The following is an 18463-nucleotide window of genomic DNA, read 5'->3' as shown; positions in this document are numbered from 1 at the left end:
AAGGAAACCAGGCAAGTGCGGTTCCCGTGGCGTGGATACGTCAATCAGCTCACCTACGCGGCAGACCTGCGGCACCGGGTGGACGACGAGTTCGTCGGGCGGGTCGCGGACGAGCTGATCCGTCAACGGTTCTTCACGCTCCCCGTGGCGGACTACCACCGGGCGGCCACGGAGGCCCTCGGATCCGGGGAACGGATAGCCGGCGAACCGGACGACGAGGACGCCACCCGCGATTTCCTCGCCCGGCTGGTGCGGGCCCTCGACGACCGCGGGCCGTGGCCCGAACCGCCCTACTCGACCAGCGGCACCGGCGAGTGGGCCGCCTTGCGGGCCGCGCCCGTGATCGCGCGTGTCCCGCTGACCGAGCGGGAGATCGGAGCCACGCTGAACCGCGTCTTCGCCCAGGAGCCGCCGGGTGCCGGCGACGTGCGGGTGCTGATCCTGCGACTGCGCACCGGGCAACGGGTCGCCTTGCGTGCTTCGCGCCCGTTCACCGAGCCCGGCGTCGACCTGGTGACCTACGACGATCCAGCGTCCACTGTGGCCGCGTTCGGTGAGCTGACCGGTATCGAAGCGGAACCCCGCTAGGGCAGGCCTCGCTCTCAGTTCGGGCTGACCGGGAACCGCAGTTCGAAGATCGCGCCACCTTCATCGGCGTTGTACACCGCGAGCGTGCCGCCGTGCGCCTGCGCGACCCACCGCACGATCGACAGCCCGAGCCCGGAAGACCCGCCGGTGCTGGCGAAGCGGTCGAAGGCGTCGCCCGCCATCGTCGTGTCGATCCCCGGCCCGTGGTCGGCGACGGTGACGGTGCCGCCGGCGACGGTCAGGTGCACGAACGCCTTCGCGCCCGGGTGGCGGCCGTAGCGCATGGCGTTGTCGAGAAGGTTGCCGATCGCCCGTTGCAGCAGCGCGGGATCGGCGTTGACCTTCGTGGGCGCGGCGGTGACGGTGACTTCGGCGCCGTCGGTCGCGGTGTCCTCGACGATGCCCACCACCAGCTGATCGAGCCAGATCGGCTGGATGCTCAGCTGTTCCACGCCCGCGGCCAGCCGGGCGCGGACGAGCAGGTCGTCGATGATCCCGCCCATTCTCGCGGCGAGCCGGACGGTGCGCGGCAGGAGTTCCGCGGACTGCGCGGGATTGGCCATCGCGGTTTCGGCGAGCGCGCGCAGGGCGGCGACCGGGGTGCGGAGGTCGTGCGCGGTTTCGGCGAGCAGGACCTCCTGCTGCTGCAGGGCCGCGGCCGCGGGGCGGATCGAGCGGCCGGACAGCAGGTGGCCCGCGAAGCCCAGGATCGCGACCAGCAGCACGGTGCCGCCGATGACCAGCAGCGTGAACCGGTTGTGCGCCGCGTCTTCGGCCTCGGTGGACTGCACCGCGACGACGGCCGCGAACGTCTTGCCGTCGCCGTCGCGCAGCGGTTCGGCGCGGACCTTGACCATGGCGCCGTCGGTCGCCTTTTGGTGCCCCTGCACCAGCTTGCCGGTCTTCACCGCCTCCGTCGCCAGGCCGTTCAACAGCTGCATGCTCATCGGGACGCAGTTCGCCCGGGAAAGGTGCGGCTGGAACGCGGGCGCTCCGCCGGACAGGATCGCGAACTGGGGGCAGCGGTCGTTCAGCACGTCGGTGTTGACCAGCCCGAAGCCGACGGTGCCGTCGAATTCGACCAGCCTGCTGACCGACGACGTGACCTGGGTCAGCGCGGCGTCGATCCGTTCGTCGCCCTGGTCGCCGTCCTCGTTGATGAGCAGCCACGCGAAGACGACCAGCCCGAGCGTGTTCATCACGGTGAACAACGCGGTCAGCGTCCAGCGCAGCCTTCGCAGCCGATCGGCCGAGGAGTGGGTGTTCACCGGGCGCCCAGCCGGTAGCCGAGCCCGCGGACGGCGTGGATCAGTTCGGGTTCCTTCAGCTTGCGGCGCAACCGCTTCACCACCACATCGACCACATTGGACATCGGATCGGCCTGTGCGTCCCAGCAGTGCTCGATCAGATCCGCCCGCTGCACGGGCAGGCCCGCCCTGGTCAGCAGGTATTCGAGCACCGCGTACTCCTTGTTGGTCAAGGTGAGCAGCACGCCCGCGCGGCGCACCTCGCGCCGCGCGCAGTCCATCACCAGGTCTTCGTGCTGCAGCACCGAGGGCCGGTCGAACGCGGACCGGTGGCACAGGTTCGCCACCCGCTCGGTCAGCTCCGCCATCACGAACGGCTTCACGAGATAGTCGTCGCCGCCGTGCTCGAAGCCCGCCACCCGGTCGGCGAGCGCGTCGCGGGCGGTGAGGAACAGCACCGGCGCCCGCCAGCCCAGCTGCCGTCGCATGTGCACGTATTCGATGGCGTCGCCGTCCGGCAGCATCCGGTCCAGCACCACGCAGTCGTGGTGTGTTCCGCGCAGCAGCCGGTCCGCGGTCGCGATGTCGCCCGCCTCGTCGACGACGAAGCCGGCCGCGCGCAGCTGCGTGACCAGTGCGAGCCGCAGATTCTCGTCGTCTTCGACGACCATCACCCGTGTCATCAAAACCTCATGTTCGGACAGCGAAAGTAGACGCGTGCAGTTCCCGGTGCCCCTGAACGCTAACGCGTCGGGTGCCCGCGACCGCCCGGACGGCGGGGAACTGGCATGAACAGGACGTCGTCGGCGGCACCGCGCCGGGGGAAGAGGGAGGTACCTGCGATGACCGTGCAGACCGGCCAGCTCAGTCTGGTCACGGGAGCGGGCTCGGGCGGCGACCGGGCGGGGCTCGGCGAACTGCTCGCGGAAGCGACCGGCGAGGTGCTCGTCATGAGCACGGGAACGGACACCGCGTTCCAGCGCAACGCGCTCGCGAACGTCCGTCCCGGCGTACGCCACAAGGTGCTCTTCCCCGACTCCGCGCGGATGTCCGGCGCGCTCAACCGGATGTCGCGGGCCGGTGCCGAGGTGCGGACCGACGCCGAGGTCCCGATGGACGCGCTGGTGATCGACCGGACTTCGGTCGTTCTTCCGGCGGAGGGCAGGCAGGCCGGTTCCGCGGTGTTCCGCTTGCCCGGCGTGGTCACCGCGACGGTCGGATTGTTCGAGCGGATCTGGCAGGCCGCCGCCCCGCTCGTCCCGCTGGATCTCCCCGAATCCGAGAACGCTTCGATCCTGACCTGCCGCGAACAGGAACTCCTGACGCTGCTCTTCTCCGGCACGACCGACGAATCCGCCGCCGCGCGGCTCGGCGTGTCGGTGCGCACGGTGCGCCGGATGGTCGCCGACATCATGAACCGGCTAGGCGCCCGCAGCCGGTTCCAGGCGGGCGCCAAGGCCGTCGACCGCGGCTGGCTGATGGCGAAGGCGGGCTGATGACCACCTCGACTCCCGGCCGTGTCCTGCTGGTGGCCCAGCGGCCGGGCGCGTACCCGACCATCGGCGATGCGTTGGTGGAAGCGTCCGACGGCGCCGTCATCACCATCGCGGGCGGCGAATACGCCGAAACCGTCGAACTGGCCGGCCTTCGGGTGACCCTGTCCGCGGCGGACGGTGCCACCGTCGTCGTCGACGGCCGGGGCGCGGACCGGCCCGTTTTCCGCACCACAGGCGGAGCCCTCGTCCTCGAAGGGATCGAAGTCCTGGCGGGCGGCGCGTCCGCGATCCAGTCCGACGACACGGAACTGGCCGTCCGGAACTGCACCGTCTCCGGCGGGCGCGGTCCGGCGATCGCGATCCGCGGCACGACGGCGTTCGCCGTCAGCGGTTGCGTGATTTCGGCGGCGGAGCAGGGGATCCTCGTCGACGGTTCGCCGGGGAGGATCGACGACACCACGGTCGAAGACGTGACGGGGGACGGGATCACCCTCGGCCAGGGGGCCGATCCGGTCCTGTCGGGCTGCCGGGTCACCGGCTGCGGGCTGCGCGGCGTCTACGTCTATCAGTACGCCCGCCCCGTCATCGAAAACTGCGAGATCTCGCACACCGGCCACGAAGGCATCGCCGTCGCACACCACGGGGTGCCGGTGATCAAGCGGTGCACGGTCACCGACACCCGGGGCCCGGGGATCTCGTTCGCGTCCGGGTGCGGCGGCGAGATCTCCGCTTGCCGGGTCGCGAACACCGCGGAACCCGGGATCGCGATCGCCGAGGGGGCGACGCCGACGATCGGCGACGCCGCGGATCCCGGCGCGGTGGGGGACAACGCCTTGGAGGAGATGCTCGCCGAACTCGACTCGATGATCGGCCTTCCCGGGGTCAAGGAAGAGGTCCGTTCGCTGGTCGACGAGTTGCAGGTCAACGAATGGCGCCGCCGGGCCGGGCTGCCGGTCGGCGCGGCCGGACATCATCTGATCTTCGCGGGAGCGCCCGGCACGGGGAAGACGACGGTCGCGCGGATCTACGGCAAACTGCTGAAGGCGCTGGGAGTCCTGCCGGTCGGCCAGTTCCGCGAGGTGTCGCGCCGGGATCTCGTCGGGCAGTACATCGGGCACACCGCGGAGAAGACCGCGACGGTCTTCGAGGAGGCCAAAGGCGGTGTCCTGTTCATCGACGAGGCGTACACGCTCACGCGGCTCGCCGGTTCCGGCGGCGATTTCGGCCAGGAGGCGATCGACACCCTGGTCCCGTTGATGGAGGAACATCGCGACGAGGTGGCGGTGATCGTGGCCGGATACACCGGCGAAATGGTCGATTTCCTCGCCGCCAACCCCGGTCTCGCGTCGCGGTTCGGCAAGACGATCGAGTTCGAGAACTACAGCCCCGACGAACTGCTCGCCATCTTCGGGCGGATGGCGTCCGCCGGGGACTACGAACTCGATCCCGACGCCGGCCCGGTGCTGACCGGCCATTTCCGGCGCGTTTCCGGCGACGTCAACTTCGGCAACGCGCGGGACGCGCGCCTGCTGTTCGAGAAGGCGCGCACGGCTCAGTCGCAACGTTTGCGGCTGCTGGGCCGCATGCCCGCGGTCGAAGAACTGCGCGGGTTGCACGTGGCCGACGTGGAGGCGGCCATCGCACGATAACGTGCCCTCGTGCGGGTGCTGGTGACCGAGGACGACGAGAACTTGCGGGTGGCGTTGGAATTCGCGCTGCGCGGCGACGGTTTCGCGGTGGACACCGCCGCCGACCTGCCGGGCGCGGACGAGGCGCTGATGGTGAACGCCTACGACTGCGCGGTGTTCGACCGGATGCTGCCTTCGGGCGACGCGCTGTCGTACGTCCGCAACCGGCGCAGCACCGGATGGCCGATGCCGGTGCTGTTCCTGACCGCTCGCGACAGCGTCGCCGACCGGATCAACGGCCTGCGCGTCGGCGGCGGTGACTACCTGGTCAAGCCGTTCGCGATGCCGGAGCTGATCGCGCGGGTGCGCAGCCTGTGCCGCCGCGACATGGCCGGGCAGGCGGTGGTCCTGCGCTGCGCCGACGTCGAACTCGACACCGGCAGGCACCAGATCTCGCGCGCGGGTGTGCTGCTCACCGTGACCCGCAAGGAGTATCTCGTCATGGAGCGGCTGATGGCCGCCACCGGGCGGCCGGTCTCGCGGCGGGAACTGATCCGGTACGCGTGGGACGAGATGGCCGATCCGGCGTCCAACGTGCTGGACGTCGTGATCGCGCGGCTGCGGCGGAAACTCAAGGACCCGCCGCTGATCCACACCGTGCGAGGGTCGGGTTACCGCATGGCGCCGCTTCAGTAGTCACTCACGCCACTTGGGTCACAGCTCCCTCCCGCGGGCCCCGCCCGCCCCGGATGTGCCATGCTCGACAGCGCACGAGGCGGCGAAACCGAGAGGTGACGAGGGTGTCCATCTGGGCAGGCGTGATCAATTTCGTCCGGGCGCGGTACGAGGTGCTCGAAGAGCGGGGGGACTGGCTCCGGTTCCGCGTCGACACCGGCGACGGCCGCGGCCAGCAGGTGTCCTTGCACCACTTGCCCGACCACGTCGGCGCGGAGTGGGTGGAGATCTCGTCTCCGGTCGGCTGGGCCGACAAGATCGATCTGCGGCGCCTGCTCGAACTGGCGGGCGGGGATTCGGTCGGCGGCGCGGCGGTGGTGGACGGTGTCGCGCTGCTCAAGCACACGATCCCGCTGGTCGACCTGAATCTGGTCAACGAGTTCGAACACCCGCTGAAGTCCCTCGTCACGCGTGCCGACAGCTTCGAACACGAGCTCACCAAGGCCGACGAGTTCTGATAGGACGGTCCGGGAAACGATGAAGGCCCCCTGCGGCGCAGGGGGCCTTCACGCGTCTCTACGGCTCAGAGGCGTTCCTGCAACGCGTCCGCGGCGGCGAGCAGATCCGCGGCCCAGCGCGCTCCCGGCTTACGCCCTATGCGTTCGATGGGCCCGGAAACCGACACCGCGGCGACGACGGTGCCCGTCGAATCCCGCACCGGCGCCGAGACACTCGCCACACCCGGCTCCCGCTCCGCCACGCTCTGGGCCCAGCCGCGGCGGCGGACTTCGAGCAGCGTGCGCTCCCCGTACACCGCCTCGGTGAGGATCGTGCGCTGTGTGTGCGGATCCGACCACGCGGCGAGCACCTTCGCGCCGGAGCCCGCGGTCATCGGCAGCCGTGACCCGATCGGCACCGTGTCACGCAGCCCGCTCGGCGGTTCCGCCGTCGAAACGCAGACGCGCTGGACGCCGTCGCGGCGGTACAGCTGAACGCTTTCGCCGGTGATGTCGCGCAATTTCGGCAGCACCGAACTCGCCGCGTCGAGCAGCGGATCGGTCGAACCGCCCGCCAGTTCCGCGAGTGCGGTACCCGGGCGCCAGCGGCCGTCGGGGCCGCGGCGCAACAGGCGATGCACTTCGAGGCCGACCGCGAGCCGATGCGCCGTCGCGCGCGGCAAACCGGTCCGTGTGCACAGTTCCGCCAGGCCACAAGGATCTTCGGCCACGGCCTGAAGCACGGCCACGGCCTTGTCGAGTACTCCGATACCGCTATGCTGTCCCACAAGCCGATACTATCTTCCCGAAGTTTGAGATGTCCAGATGGTGGGAAGTACCTATTCCATCGCATGTGAGGAGCCGGAAATGCCCCGGACACTGGCCGAGAAAGTGTGGGAGTCGCACCTGGTGCGGCGCGGCGAGGGGGCCGAGCCCGACCTGCTCTACATCGATCTCCACCTGCTGCATGAGGTCACCAGCCCGCAGGCGTTCGACGGACTCCGCCTGGCGGGCCGGAAACTGCGCCGCCCCGACCTCACCATCGCGACCGAGGACCACAACGTCCCGACGATCGACATCGAGCTGCCGATCGCGGATCCCGTTTCCCGCACCCAGGTCGACACCCTTCGCGCCAACTGCGAGGAGTTCGGTGTCCGGCTGCATCCGATGGGCGACGCCGAGCAGGGCATCGTGCACGTCATCGGCCCGCAGCTGGGCCTGACCCAGCCCGGGATGACCGTGGTGTGCGGCGACAGTCACACCTCGACGCACGGTGCCTTCGGCGCGATGGCGTTCGGCATCGGCACCTCCGAGGTCGAACACGTGATGGCGACCCAGACCCTGCCGCTCCGTCCATTCAAGACGATGGCGATCACGGTCGACGGTGAACTTCGTCCCGGCGTCACCGCGAAGGACGTGATCCTCGCGGTGATCGCGAAGATCGGCACCGGCGGCGGGCAGGGCTACGTCCTCGAGTACCGCGGCGAGGCCATCGAAAAGCTGTCGATGGAAGCCCGGATGACGGTGTGCAACATGTCCATCGAAGCCGGTGCGCGCGCCGGGCTCATCGCGCCGGACGAGACGACGTTCGCGTATCTGAAGGGCCGTCCGCACGCGCCGCAGGGCGCAGATTGGGACGCCGCCGTCGAAAACTGGCGCGAACTCCGCACCGACGACGACGCCGTCTTCGACGCCGAAGTGCACCTGAACGCCGACGAGCTCACGCCTTTCGTGACCTGGGGCACGAACCCCGGCCAGGGTCTCCCGCTGGGCGCCGAGGTGCCCGACCCCGAGCGCATCGGCGACGAGAACGAGCGCATCGCCGCTGAAAAGGCCCTGTCCTATATGGACCTGAAGCCGGGCACGCCGCTGCGGGAGATCGCGGTGGACACCGTCTTCCTAGGCTCGTGCACGAACGGCCGGATCGAGGATCTGAGGGCCGCGGCGGACGTCCTGCGCGGGCACAAGGTCGCCGATTCGGTGCGGATGCTCGTCGTCCCCGGCTCGATGCGCGTCCGCCAGGCGGCGGAAGCCGAAGGGCTGGACCGGGTCTTCACCGAAGCGGGCGCGGAATGGCGTCAGGCCGGCTGTTCGATGTGCCTCGGCATGAACCCGGACCAGCTCAAGCCGGGCGAGCGCAGCGCGTCGACCTCGAACCGCAACTTCGAAGGCAGGCAGGGCAAGGGCGGCCGGACGCATCTGGTCTCGCCGCTCGTGGCGGCCGCCACGGCCGTGCGGGGAACGCTGTCCAGCCCCGAAGACCTGCAGCCCGCCGTCGCTCGCTGACATCGCTGACATCCGCGAAGGAGTTCCCAACATGGACGCGTTCACCCACCACACCGGCGTCGGGGTCCCGCTGCGCAGGTCCAACGTGGACACTGACCAGATCATCCCGGCGGTCTACCTCAAGCGCGTGAGCCGCACCGGCTTCGAGGACGGGCTCTTCGCCGCCTGGCGGTCCGACGAGTCGTTCATCCTCAACCAAGAGCCCTTCAAGAACGGGTCGGTCCTGGTCGCGGGCCCGGACTTCGGCACCGGTTCCTCCCGCGAGCACGCGGTCTGGGCCTTGATGGACTACGGCTTCCGGGTCGTGATCTCCTCCCGGTTCGCGGACATCTTCCGCGGCAACTCCGGCAAGCAGGGTCTCGTCGCCGCTCAGGTCGAGCAGGCGGACGTCGAACTGCTGTGGAAGCTGCTCGAAAACGAGCCCGGGACGGAGGTCACGGTGGACCTCGAGTCGAAGACGGTACGGGCCAAGGACTTCACCGCGCCCTTCCAGATCGACGACTACACCCGCTGGCGGCTCCTCGAAGGGCTCGACGACATCGCCCTGACACTCCGCCACGCGGAGGAGATCGACACTTTCGAGACCCAGCGCCCCTCCTGGAAGCCGGTGACCCTCCCGGCGGCCTCTTCCTGAGGTCGGCCGAAGGGGGCGGATTCCCTTGCTGAGCAGGGAATCCGCACCCCGGCCGGGGTCCTCCACACCACCCCCGAAACCACACCGAACGGCACCTCGAGAGGCCCTCAAGGGGTCCCTCGGGAGGCGGAACAGCCCCCGAGACAAGGGAAATTTCCGCGCGTCGTTTGGAATTTGTGCTGCATTGGTAATACCGTGTGCGCTAAGTCGGCCGACGGGGCCGTGTACAAGTAGTTCTTCTTGGAGGACTGGAATGGCCAACAAGGCCCAGCTGATCGAGGCGCTGTCGGAGCGCCTGGGCGACAAGAAGGTCGCGTCGGAGGCCGTCGATGGCCTTGTCGACATCATCATCCGGACGGTCAACAAGGGCGAGAAGGTGAACATCACCGGCTTCGGTGTGTTCGAGAAGCGCGCCCGCGCCGCCCGCACCGCGCGGAACCCGCGCACCGGTGAGACCGTTCGCGTCAAGAAGACCAACGTGCCCGCGTTCCGCGCCGGCACGACCTTCAAGGACGTCATCAGTGGTTCGAAGAAGCTGCCGAAGGCCACCGCTGTGAAGCGCGCGACCGCCGGCACCGCCACTCGCGCCACCGCCACCCGCGCGACGACGACCCGGACGGCCGCCAGCCGCCCGGCCGCGACGCGTTCCACGACCACGCGGACCCGCGCCGCCGCCACGACGACGCGTGCCGCCGCGAAGCCGGCCGCCAAGGCGACCGCGACCAAGGCAGCGGCCAAGACGACCGCCGCCAAGGCCGCGCCGAAGACCGCCGCCAAGGCGACGACTCGCGCCACCACGGCCAAGAAGGCGACCGCCACCAAGGCCGCCGCGAAGCCGGCCGCCAAGGCGACCGCTGCCAAGGCTCCCGCGAAGAAGGCTCCGGCCAAGCGGACTTCGGCCGCCGCGAAGAAGAAGTAAGCTCCCTCTCCAGGAGTGAGCCAACGGCAGGGCCCCGCGCACAGCGCGGGGCCCTGCCGCATTTTTCGGCCGGTATGCCGTGCGACCGCCTGGTTTCGCCCGACGCGGTCGCGCGGGACGCGTCGGGGATTCATGTCCCGGAAGGGATCCACGGCCGCTCAGCGGCGGATGTGATGCGATTCTCGTGCCGGTGGGCGAAGTCGCGGAAAAGAATCCGCTTCGACCGGTCACTCCGATGGACGCATCACCGCGATTTCCCGGTGCCGCCCTCCACAGTGGAGCGATGGGCAGAACACTGCCGGAGTAAGGCAGGTCACCCACGTGGGGGAGCCGTGCGACTTTCCTGTGTCCAGACGCCGAACACCCGTGGGCAAAGACGGAACTCGCGTGATTGGAGCCGTAACTCGCGTGATTGGAAGACGAACTCGTGAGTTACGGCTCCCATCACGCGTGATACGGCTCCAGACACGCGAGTTCGGTGAATAAGCGCAGGCGAAGCGTCAGGGATGCGCCGGAGCGGGCGTGGGCAAAGGCGACGCGAAGTAGTCCGCGGCCACCAGTACCGGCCCGTCCTCTTCGGTCGGGGCACGGAACGACAGCACCCAGAACGAGCCCTTCTTCGACGGCACCACACCGCCACGCGCGGCGGTCAGGTCGACGCCGTCGCGGTCGGCCAGCGCGCTGACGACGTCCGGGATCACCCCGCCCTGGCTGGAGATCACCGGCGTCCCGCCGTCACCGGCGATGGCCAGCAGCCGTGCGACACCGAGTACCGGGTCCGGCCAGTAGCCCTCTTCCGACAGCAGCGGCTCGTGCCGGATCTCGATCCCGAGATCCTCGGCGAGCCCGTTCACCGTCTGGACGCACCGAAGCCGCGGCGCCGAGAGCACCCTGCCGGGCGCGTAGTGCCGCAACAGCGAACGCAGTGCTTCGGCCTGACGCTGGCCCGCGTCGGACAGCGGCCGCAGGTCGTCGTCGCCGTTCCACTCGTCGCGTTTACCCGCTTTGGCGTGCCGCACCAGGATCACCGTGGTGAGTTCGGGCGGCAGCGCGGAGAACTCGCGCAGCACCCGGACGTCCCCGGGCCGCGTCAACAGTTTCTCCGCCGACTCCGCGTCGAGCCAGCGCAGCTCGTCGACTTCCTCGTTCGGCGCGAACGAGCCCGAAACCGCGTGCGCGGAGAAGTAGTCGACGGTCTTCGGCGCTCCCGCCACGGTGTATTCCGTCCGGACCAGATAGCGGCCGAGGACCGCCTTGAATCCGGTCTCCTCTTCGATCTCCCGGACCGCCGCGCCCGCGATGGTCTCGCCCGGATCGAGCTTTCCCTTCGGCAGCGACCAATCGTCGTAGCGCGGCCGGTGGACCAGCGCGACCTCGATCCGGTCCCCGTCACGACGCCAGAGAACGGCTCCCGCCGCCCGCACGACCCCGCTCATCCCGCCGCCCCGTGCCGCTTCGCCAGTTCGACCTGGTGGTCGCGGACGTCGTCCCCGGACGCGGGGAACGGGGTCCACTCGCCGGTCGAGTTCAGCACCCAGCACCGCGTCGAGGGGTGCAGCGCGGATTCGAAGATGTAGTCCAGCTGTGCCGTCAGTTTCGGATCCTTGACCCGCACCAGTGCCTCGATCCGGCGGTCGAGGTTGCGGTGCATCATGTCCGCGCTGCCGATCCACCGCGTGCCGCCCGCGAGGAAGGTGAAGACGCGCGAGTGCTCCAGGAAACGGCCGAGGATGGACCGCACGTGGATGTTCTCGCTCAGTCCCTCCACACCCGGTTTCAGCGAACAGATCCCGCGCACCACGATGTCGACCGGCACTCCGGCCTGTGAGGCGTGGTACAGCGCGTCGATCACCTGCTCGTCGACGAGCGAGTTGCATTTGATGCGGATCCCGGCGGTCTGGCCGGCGCGGGCGAGTTCGATCTCCTCGCCGATCGCGCGCACGATGCCGCGCCGGATCCCGTGCGGCGACGTGAGGATGTTGCGGTAGGTGTCCTGGCGGGAGTACCCGGTCAGCACGTTGAACAGATCCGTCAGATCCGCGCCGATCGTCGGGTCGGCGGTCAGGATGCCGAGATCCTCGTACAGGCGCGCGGTCTTCGGGTTGTAGTTGCCGGTGCCGATATGGCAGTAGCGGCGGATGGTCGAACCTTCCTGGCGCACCACCATCGACACCTTGCAGTGCGTCTTCAGCCCGACGAGCCCGTAGACCACGTGCACGCCCGCGCGTTCCAGTGTGCGGGCCCAGGTGATGTTGGCCTGTTCGTCGAACCGCGCCTTGATCTCGACCAGCGCGACGACCTGCTTGCCCGCTTCGGCGGCGTCGATCAGCGCGTCGACGATCGGGGAGTCGCCGGAGGTGCGGTACAGCGTTTGCTTGATCGCCAGCACCTTGTCGTCCGCGGCGGCCTGTTCGATGAACCGCTGGACGCTGGTGGAGAACGAGTCGTACGGGTGGTGCACGAGGACGTCGCCCTCGCGCAGCGTCGCGAACACCGACTTCGGCGTCTCGCGCTCACCGAACGCCGGATGCGTGGCGGGAACGAAAGGGCGGTCCTTGAGTTCCTTCCGGTCGACGCCGGACAACTGGTGCAGGCAGGTCAGATCCAGCAGACCCGGGACCTCGACGACGTCGCGCGGGTCGACCTCCAGTTCCCGCAGCAGCAGTTCGAGCATGTGCTCGCTCATGTCCTGCGCCACTTCGAGCCGCACCGGCGGGCCGAACCGGCGCTGCGCGAGTTCGCGTTCCAGCGCCTGGAGAAGATCCTCGTCGCGATCCTCTTCGACCTCGAAGTCCGCGTTGCGGGTGACGCGGAACGCGTGGTGCTCGGTGACCTCCATCCCGGTGAACAGCTCGCCGAGGTGCGCGGCGATCAGTTCCTCCAGCGGCAGGAAGGTCGCGGTGCGGACCTCACGCGGCTGCTGCTCGATACGCATCAGGCGCGGCACGTTGCTCGGCACCTTGACGCGCGCGAACCGCTCCGTGCCCGCCTCCGGGTCCCGGACGGTGATCGCGAGGTTGAGCGAAAGCCCGGAGATGTAGGGGAACGGGTGCGCGGGATCCACGGCCAGCGGTGTGAGCACCGGGAAGATCTGCTCGCTGAAGTAGTTGGACAGCCGGAGCTGGTCGGCGCCGGTCAGGTCGTTCCAGCCGACGATGTGGATGTCCTCGTCGGCCAGCTGCGGCCGCAGGTGCAGCTCGAAGGCGTTCGTGTGCCGCTCGACCAGGTCCTGGTTGCGTTTGGCGATGTACGCCAGCTGTTCGCGCGGGGTGAGCCCGTCCGCGCTGCGGACCGGGAGGCCGGTCTCGTCGCGGCGTTTCAGCCCGGCGACCCGCACCATGTAGAACTCGTCCAAATTGGACGCGAAGATCGCCAGGAACTTGGCGCGTTCGAGCAGCGGCTGCGACTCGTCCTCGGCCAGCGCGAGCACGCGGGCGTTGAAGTCCTGCCACGACAGCTCACGGTTGAAGTACCGGTCGTCGGGAAGGGTCTCGACGGCCGTCGGCGCCGACGTCACCGCCGGCGGCGCGGCGGGCAGCGCGCGGAACTCCTGGGCGGGACGGCTCGCCGAACCACCGCGCGTCGCGCGGACGGCCGCGCGCGGGACCGTGCTGTTCGTCTTCCGCGCCCGGACGGGTTTCGCCGTGCCGTTGTCCGGTTCCGGTTTCGCGGCGGAGGTCTTCCGCTTCCTTGCCGAGTTCGAGGTGCCGCCGTCATTTGTGCTCACGGCTTCATTGTTCACCACTCGGGGCGATTATGTGCGCCGCGCGCGGGACGCCAGGGTGAACTCTCGTCACATCGGCACGCAGGGTGTCCCCAACAGCGTTGAAGTGCGCTTTCCGGCACCGAGGGCGCGGACGTGAGCGAGATCATCCGCGGTGTCCACGTCGGCGCGCAGCGATTCCGCGGCGATCGTGAGCGGGGTCGCACCGGACGCGGTGTGCGCCCGCGCGGAACCCGCGCCGAACCGGGGCGCCAAAGCCCGGCCCGCGCCCGCCAGCAACAGGGTCGTGCCCGTTCCCTGCCGGTCCGCGACGAATGCCCGGCGTCCGGCGGCCTCGGCGAGCGCGGCGGTGAGGTCTTCGGTCCGCAGCGCGGGCAGGTCGGCCTGCAGGGCACCGACGAGACCGGACGGCGTGTCCCGGCGCAGCAGCTCCTCGCCGTGGCGCAGGGCCGCGTTCAATCCGCCGCGCGACGGCTCGGTGACGATCTCGACGCCCAGCTCGGTGAGATCCGCCACCGACGCCGGGTCGGCGGCGACCACCAGCACCCGCCGGACCCCGTCCGCCGAGGTCGCCGCGGACAACGTGTCGTAGGCCAGCGCCAGCACCAGTTCGGCGTGCCGCTCGGGCACGACCGCGCCACGAAGCCGCGACTTGCCCTGGGCGGGCCGCTTCATCGGCACGATCAGGTCGATACCCACACTGTCCACATCTCTCTTCTTACCCGACCCTCCCTGGACCGCGCTCGTACGCGCGCGGCAGGATCAGTGGCCTGGGACGACACGTGTGACTTCGAGGAGGACGAATTGGCCCGGCGTGAGAAGGGCGGCATCTGGGTGGGCATCGCCGCCGCACTGTTCTACCCGGCGACGGCCATCGGCAAGCGGGTCTACCGCAACGCCGAGCGGATCCCCCGCGAAGGCGGCGCGCTGCTCCTGCTCAACCACGTGTCCCACATGGATCCGGCGGTGGACGCGGTGTTCGTGCACCGGCAGAAGCGGGTGCCGCGTTTCCTCGGCAAGGAGAGCCTGACCAGGGCGCCGATCTTCGGCAAGATCTTCGTCGGCGCCGGGCAGATCCCGGTCTCCCGCGGTTCGGCCGCCGCCGGCGACAGCCTCAAGGCCGCCCACCAGGCGTTGCGTGACGGCAAGGTCGTCGTGATCTACCCGGAGGGGACGATCACCAAGGATCCGGACGGCTGGCCGAAGAAGCCGTTCACCGGGGCCGCGCGGCTCGCGCTGGAGACCGACGTGCCGGTGATCCCGATCGCCCGCTGGGGCACGAACCACATCTTCAACGGCTACACGAAGAAGTTCACGCCGTTCCCGCGCAAGAAGATCACGCACCTGGTCGGCGAGCCGATGGATCTTTCGGCCTACAAGAACGGTTCGACCCGCAGCGCGTCCAAACTGCGCGAGGTCACCGACCTGATGATGACGGAGATCACCGCGCTGCTCGCGGAGATCCGCCAGGAGGAACCGCCCGCGAAGAAGCCGGAGGACGACGCCTGATGGCCGAGGTCCAGCGGGTGACCGTGCTCGGCGCCGGATCATGGGGGACGGCGTTCGCCAAGGTCCTCGGCGACGCCGGGCGCGACGTGACCATGTGGGCCCGGCGGCCCGAGGTCGCGGCCGAGATCCGGGAGCGGCATCTCAATTCGTCCTATTTACCCGGTATCGAACTGCCGGAACGGATCACCGCGACGGCCGATCCGGCCGAGGCCCTCGACGGTGCGCAGGCCGTGGTCCTCGCGGTGCCGAGCCAGACCCTGCGGACCAATCTGTCGGAGTGGTCCGGTCTGCTGCCGTCCGACGCGATCCTCGTGAGCCTCGCGAAGGGCGTCGAACTGGGCACGCTCAAGCGGATGAGCGAGGTCATCGCCGAGATCGCGCGGGTCGGCGACGGGCAGATCGTGGTCGTGTCCGGGCCGAACCTGGCGAAGGAGATCGCGCTCGGGCAGCCCGCGGCGGCGGTGCTGGCATGCACCGACCACGACAACGCCAAGGCGATCCAGCGGGCGAGCTTCAACCAGTACTTCCGGCCGTACACCAACACCGACGTCGTCGGCTGCGAGCTGGGCGGGGCGTGCAAGAACGTCATCGCGCTCAGCTGCGGGATGGCGGCCGGGCTCGGGCTCGGCGCGAACACCGTGGCGACGCTGATCACCCGCGGGCTCGCCGAAATGGCCCGGCTCGGCGCGAAACTCGGCGCCGACCCGCTGACCTTCGCCGGGCTCGCCGGCGTCGGCGACCTCGTGGCGACCTGCTCGTCGCCGTTGTCGCGCAACCGGACCTTCGGCGAGCGGCTCGGCCGGGGCGAGACGCTGGAGCAGGCGCTGGCGGCCACCGGCGGCCAGGTCGCCGAGGGCGTCAAATCGTGCACGTCGATCCGGGAACTCGCGATGGGCCTCGGTGTCGACATGCCGATCACCGACGCGATGCACCGCGTGTGCCACGAAGGTGTCGACCCGCGGCGTGCGGGGGCCGAGCTGCTCGGACGGTCGCAGAAACACGAGTGGTCCTGAGAGAGACCGCATTATCGCGACAGACCGGGGCGGATTCGTGCTGCGAGCATGGACGCCGGGTGCGGAACTCACGGTCCACGGTATGAGATCTGTTGACCGCCGGGCTCCGCACTGGTTCGCTGGGCGCATGTTCGCACGTGGGATGACTGTGTCGCGGGGCCTCTCGGGTCTTGGTGCGGTCGCGTGTGCGTGTCGCTGTTGTCGGTGAACCCCAGCCCCGGCCCAGTTCGACACCTTCTTTCTTCTGCGAGGACACCCCCATGTTCGCCGTCCCGGACAACACGCTCGTCATTCCCGAAAACCCCGCCCTGCGCCACCCGGTGCGCGTCGCGCTCGAATTCGCCGCGGACCGTGACCGCTGGCGGCACCTGCTGCGTTACGACCCCGAGGAGCGCTTCTCGGCTCTCGTCGACGCCGATGAACTGCAGGAGATCTGGTTGATGAGCTGGCTGCCCGGCCAGCACACCGACCTGCACGACCACGAATTCGCCGCGGGCGCGTTCACCGTCGTCAGCGGGAAGCTGAGCGAGACCGTCGCCCGGCGCGCGGTCGACGGGAGGGCCGTGACCGAGCTGCACTCGCTGTCGGAAGGGCAGTCCCGCGTCTTCGGCCCCGGCTACGTCCACGAAGTGCGCAACGACGGGCCGGATCCCGCCGTCAGCGTGCACGTCTACCGGCACCGACCCCGCGCCATGCGGCCGTACCACCTGGACCCCATCTCCGGCCCCACCCGCGTTTAGTCCTCTGAATGCGTTCATTCCGCATTCAGAGGACTAAACGCGGCGGTCAGGCGAGGTCGCCGCGCAGGCGGAATTCGGCCTCGATGCGCTCCCGGGAAGAGCCGGTGGCGAGCAGGGTGTGCAGCAGGAGCCGGGATTTACGCGGGTCCAGCCAGCCCGCCATCGTCGCGCCCATCGCGATCAGATCCGATTCGGAACCCCGGAAACCGTAGGTGCCGCGGAACGTCGGCCCGGCACCGGTGCGGCCGGCGACCACGATCGGCACCTCCGGCAGGACGCGCTCGATCACGTCGGCGGACCCCGCCGAAACGTGCCCGGCGCCGTTGGCGGCGAGCACCACTCCCTTGACCCCGGCCTTGACCAGCGTTTCCAGGAGCTCGCCGGTGTCCTCGACGCCGCTTTCGACGATCGGCACCAGCCCGGAGAAGTCCGCGTTCTCCAGCGGCAACGCCGCCGGACGGTCGGCGGACGGGTGGAAGTAGTGCACCAAGCCCTCGCTGACCAGCGCGAGCGGGCCGGCGGGATTCGAGGAGAACGCTTCGACGTGGCTCGAATGCGTCTTCCGGACCCAGCGTCCGGCGTGCACGTCGTCGTTGAACGCGACCAGCGAGCCGCGGCCCCGGCTGCGGGGATCGGCGGCGACGGTCAGCGCGGCGAGGAGGTTCCCCGAGCCGTCGGCGCTGGGCAGGCTGGGATTGCGCATCGCGCCGGTGATCACGATCGGCGCCTCGGACGCCCACGTCAGCTCGAAGAAGTACGCGGTCTCTTCGAGCGTGTCCGTGCCCTGGACCACGACGACGCCTTCAGCGCTTTCGTCGACGGCACGAGCAGCCCAATCCCGAGTCCTGATCAGGGTCGCGAAGTCCATCGAGGCGCTGGAAATCCCCGCGAGCGTCTCCGCACGGACGTCCATCTCGAGGTTCTCGCCCAGGTCGCCGAGCAGGTCGGCGGCGGTGAGCCGGGGAACGGCGTGGTCTTCGCCGTCACCGGGGACCATGGAGATGGTGCCGCCCAGGGCGGCGACGGCGACAAGGGGCCGTTTTTCAGGGGAGACGCTCATACGGAGAGTCTAGAAACTCGTGAGTGGTAAGTGTCGTTCTGATGGACCGGTATTTGCTTACCTACTGGCCTTGCCCTCGTCGTTCTGCCATGGCGGGCCCGATGTCGGCGAGTGGGGAGGATTTCGGACGTTGAGTGTCCGGATTCCTCCCCGCTCGACTGCGAAGCGGGTCGTAAGAGCTTGATCAACGGACGATCGGGGACACTCACCGTCCCAAATCCTCCACACTCGACCGTGCCGCGGCGAGCATCCGACGTCATCGAACTCCGAGACCCGCGCCCCCTTCGACGACCCGTCGACACTTCACAGTCGCCCTGCTCAGACGTGGGGAGACGAATACCGGTCCGTTCTATTTTGAGCCGAAGGTCAAACGTGGCGTGTTCTTGGGCGGGCCGATGGTGGGATGAAGGCTCCCTTCGCCGCGTCTAATGCGGTGAAAGGAGCCTT

18 protein-coding genes are annotated in these 18463 nt (G+C 69.3%); 11 read left to right on the top strand and 7 right to left on the bottom strand.

Translation table 11 applies throughout. The annotated features are described in order from the left end of the window. Positions 1-15 precede the first annotated feature (15 nt). Positions 16-588: a hypothetical protein gene (locus tag ACIRGA_RS16480; RefSeq protein ID WP_400941804.1), complete on the top strand. Its 573-nt coding sequence runs from the start codon at positions 16-18 to the stop codon at positions 586-588. Positions 589-602: 14 nt separating this feature from the next. Here ACIRGA_RS16480 and ACIRGA_RS16475 read toward each other — a convergent pair whose 3' ends face one another. Continuing rightward, positions 603-1856 (bottom strand): sensor histidine kinase, encoded by a 1254-nt coding sequence (locus ACIRGA_RS16475; protein WP_400941801.1) that lies wholly within the window; start codon positions 1854-1856, stop codon positions 603-605. Further along, on the bottom strand, positions 1853-2518 hold the full coding sequence (locus ACIRGA_RS16470) for a response regulator transcription factor (protein WP_199750104.1): 666 nt from the start codon (positions 2516-2518) through the stop codon (positions 1853-1855). The genes ACIRGA_RS16475 and ACIRGA_RS16470 overlap by 4 nt, the downstream gene beginning before the upstream one ends. Positions 2519-2677: 159 nt before the next feature. Between ACIRGA_RS16470 and ACIRGA_RS16465 the strand changes: the two genes are divergently transcribed. The 4 genes from ACIRGA_RS16465 (at position 2678) to ACIRGA_RS16450 (ending at position 6152) form a co-directional block, all read left to right on the top strand. Then, positions 2678-3331 carry a LuxR C-terminal-related transcriptional regulator gene (locus ACIRGA_RS16465; RefSeq protein WP_400941798.1) on the top strand — a complete coding sequence of 218 codons (654 nt, stop codon included), beginning with the start codon at positions 2678-2680 and terminating at the stop codon, positions 3329-3331. Then, positions 3331-4980 (top strand): right-handed parallel beta-helix repeat-containing protein, encoded by a 1650-nt coding sequence (locus tag ACIRGA_RS16460; protein WP_400941796.1) that lies wholly within the window; start codon positions 3331-3333, stop codon positions 4978-4980. The genes ACIRGA_RS16465 and ACIRGA_RS16460 overlap by 1 nt, the downstream gene beginning before the upstream one ends. Positions 4981-4989: 9 nt before the next feature. Then, positions 4990-5655 (top strand): winged helix-turn-helix domain-containing protein, encoded by a 666-nt coding sequence (locus ACIRGA_RS16455; RefSeq protein WP_400941793.1) that lies wholly within the window; start codon positions 4990-4992, stop codon positions 5653-5655. 104 nt (positions 5656-5759) lie between these two features. After that, positions 5760-6152, top strand: coding sequence for a hypothetical protein (locus tag ACIRGA_RS16450; RefSeq protein WP_400941791.1), 393 nt, complete (start codon positions 5760-5762; stop codon positions 6150-6152). 65 nt (positions 6153-6217) lie between these two features. Here the strand turns inward: ACIRGA_RS16450 and ACIRGA_RS16445 are convergent, their stop codons facing one another. Further along, positions 6218-6919 carry an IclR family transcriptional regulator gene (locus tag ACIRGA_RS16445; RefSeq protein WP_007031477.1) on the bottom strand — a complete coding sequence of 234 codons (702 nt, stop codon included), beginning with the start codon at positions 6917-6919 and terminating at the stop codon, positions 6218-6220. Between the two features lie 79 nt (positions 6920-6998). Here ACIRGA_RS16445 and leuC point away from each other — a divergent pair, with 79 nt between their 5' ends. The 3 genes from leuC to ACIRGA_RS16430 all read left to right on the top strand — a co-directional run bounded on the left by leuC (position 6999) and on the right by ACIRGA_RS16430 (position 9970). Beyond that, positions 6999-8417: a 3-isopropylmalate dehydratase large subunit gene (leuC, locus tag ACIRGA_RS16440; RefSeq protein ID WP_400941788.1), complete on the top strand. Its 1419-nt coding sequence runs from the start codon at positions 6999-7001 to the stop codon at positions 8415-8417. Between the two features lie 31 nt (positions 8418-8448). After that, positions 8449-9051 carry a 3-isopropylmalate dehydratase small subunit gene (leuD, locus tag ACIRGA_RS16435; protein WP_126733600.1) on the top strand — a complete coding sequence of 201 codons (603 nt, stop codon included), beginning with the start codon at positions 8449-8451 and terminating at the stop codon, positions 9049-9051. 253 nt (positions 9052-9304) lie between these two features. Then, positions 9305-9970: an HU family DNA-binding protein gene (locus ACIRGA_RS16430; protein WP_125691922.1), complete on the top strand. Its 666-nt coding sequence runs from the start codon at positions 9305-9307 to the stop codon at positions 9968-9970. 500 nt (positions 9971-10470) lie between these two features. On the opposite strand, the gene ACIRGA_RS16425 is transcribed toward ACIRGA_RS16430, so the two are convergent. From ACIRGA_RS16425 to cofC, 3 genes are all read right to left on the bottom strand, one after another. Continuing rightward, positions 10471-11406, bottom strand: coding sequence for an NUDIX domain-containing protein (locus tag ACIRGA_RS16425; RefSeq protein WP_400941785.1), 936 nt, complete (start codon positions 11404-11406; stop codon positions 10471-10473). Further along, entirely contained in the window at positions 11403-13697 is a 2295-nt protein-coding gene (locus ACIRGA_RS16420; protein WP_400941783.1) for an RNA degradosome polyphosphate kinase, read from the bottom strand. Before ACIRGA_RS16420 ends, ACIRGA_RS16425 begins: the two co-directional genes overlap by 4 nt. A 66-nt stretch (positions 13698-13763) precedes the next feature. Continuing rightward, on the bottom strand, positions 13764-14393 hold the full coding sequence (gene cofC / locus ACIRGA_RS16415) for a 2-phospho-L-lactate guanylyltransferase (RefSeq protein ID WP_400942003.1): 630 nt from the start codon (positions 14391-14393) through the stop codon (positions 13764-13766). Positions 14394-14459: 66 nt separating this feature from the next. Here cofC and ACIRGA_RS16410 point away from each other — a divergent pair, with 66 nt between their 5' ends. The 3 genes from ACIRGA_RS16410 (at position 14460) to ACIRGA_RS16400 (ending at position 16956) form a co-directional block, all read left to right on the top strand. Then, a complete protein-coding gene (locus ACIRGA_RS16410; protein WP_400941780.1) occupies positions 14460-15203 on the top strand; it encodes a lysophospholipid acyltransferase family protein in 744 nt (247 codons plus the stop codon). Beyond that, positions 15203-16216, top strand: a complete 1014-nt coding sequence (locus ACIRGA_RS16405) for an NAD(P)H-dependent glycerol-3-phosphate dehydrogenase (RefSeq protein ID WP_400941778.1) — start codon at positions 15203-15205, stop codon at positions 16214-16216. The genes ACIRGA_RS16410 and ACIRGA_RS16405 overlap by 1 nt, the downstream gene beginning before the upstream one ends. 260 nt (positions 16217-16476) lie before the next feature. Continuing rightward, complete coding sequence (locus ACIRGA_RS16400; RefSeq protein WP_400941776.1) at positions 16477-16956, top strand: cysteine dioxygenase; 480 nt, start codon at positions 16477-16479, stop codon at positions 16954-16956. A gap of 46 nt (positions 16957-17002) precedes the next feature. Here ACIRGA_RS16400 and ACIRGA_RS16395 read toward each other — a convergent pair whose 3' ends face one another. Then, entirely contained in the window at positions 17003-18016 is a 1014-nt protein-coding gene (locus tag ACIRGA_RS16395; protein WP_400941773.1) for an asparaginase, read from the bottom strand. Positions 18017-18463: the final 447 nt, after the last annotated feature.

Source organism: Amycolatopsis sp. NPDC102389, from assembly GCF_044765885.1.
Taxonomy (GTDB): domain Bacteria; phylum Actinomycetota; class Actinomycetes; order Mycobacteriales; family Pseudonocardiaceae; genus Amycolatopsis.
The sequence above is the reverse complement of the archived record's forward strand: the minus strand, read 5'-3'. Positions and strand labels throughout refer to the sequence as shown.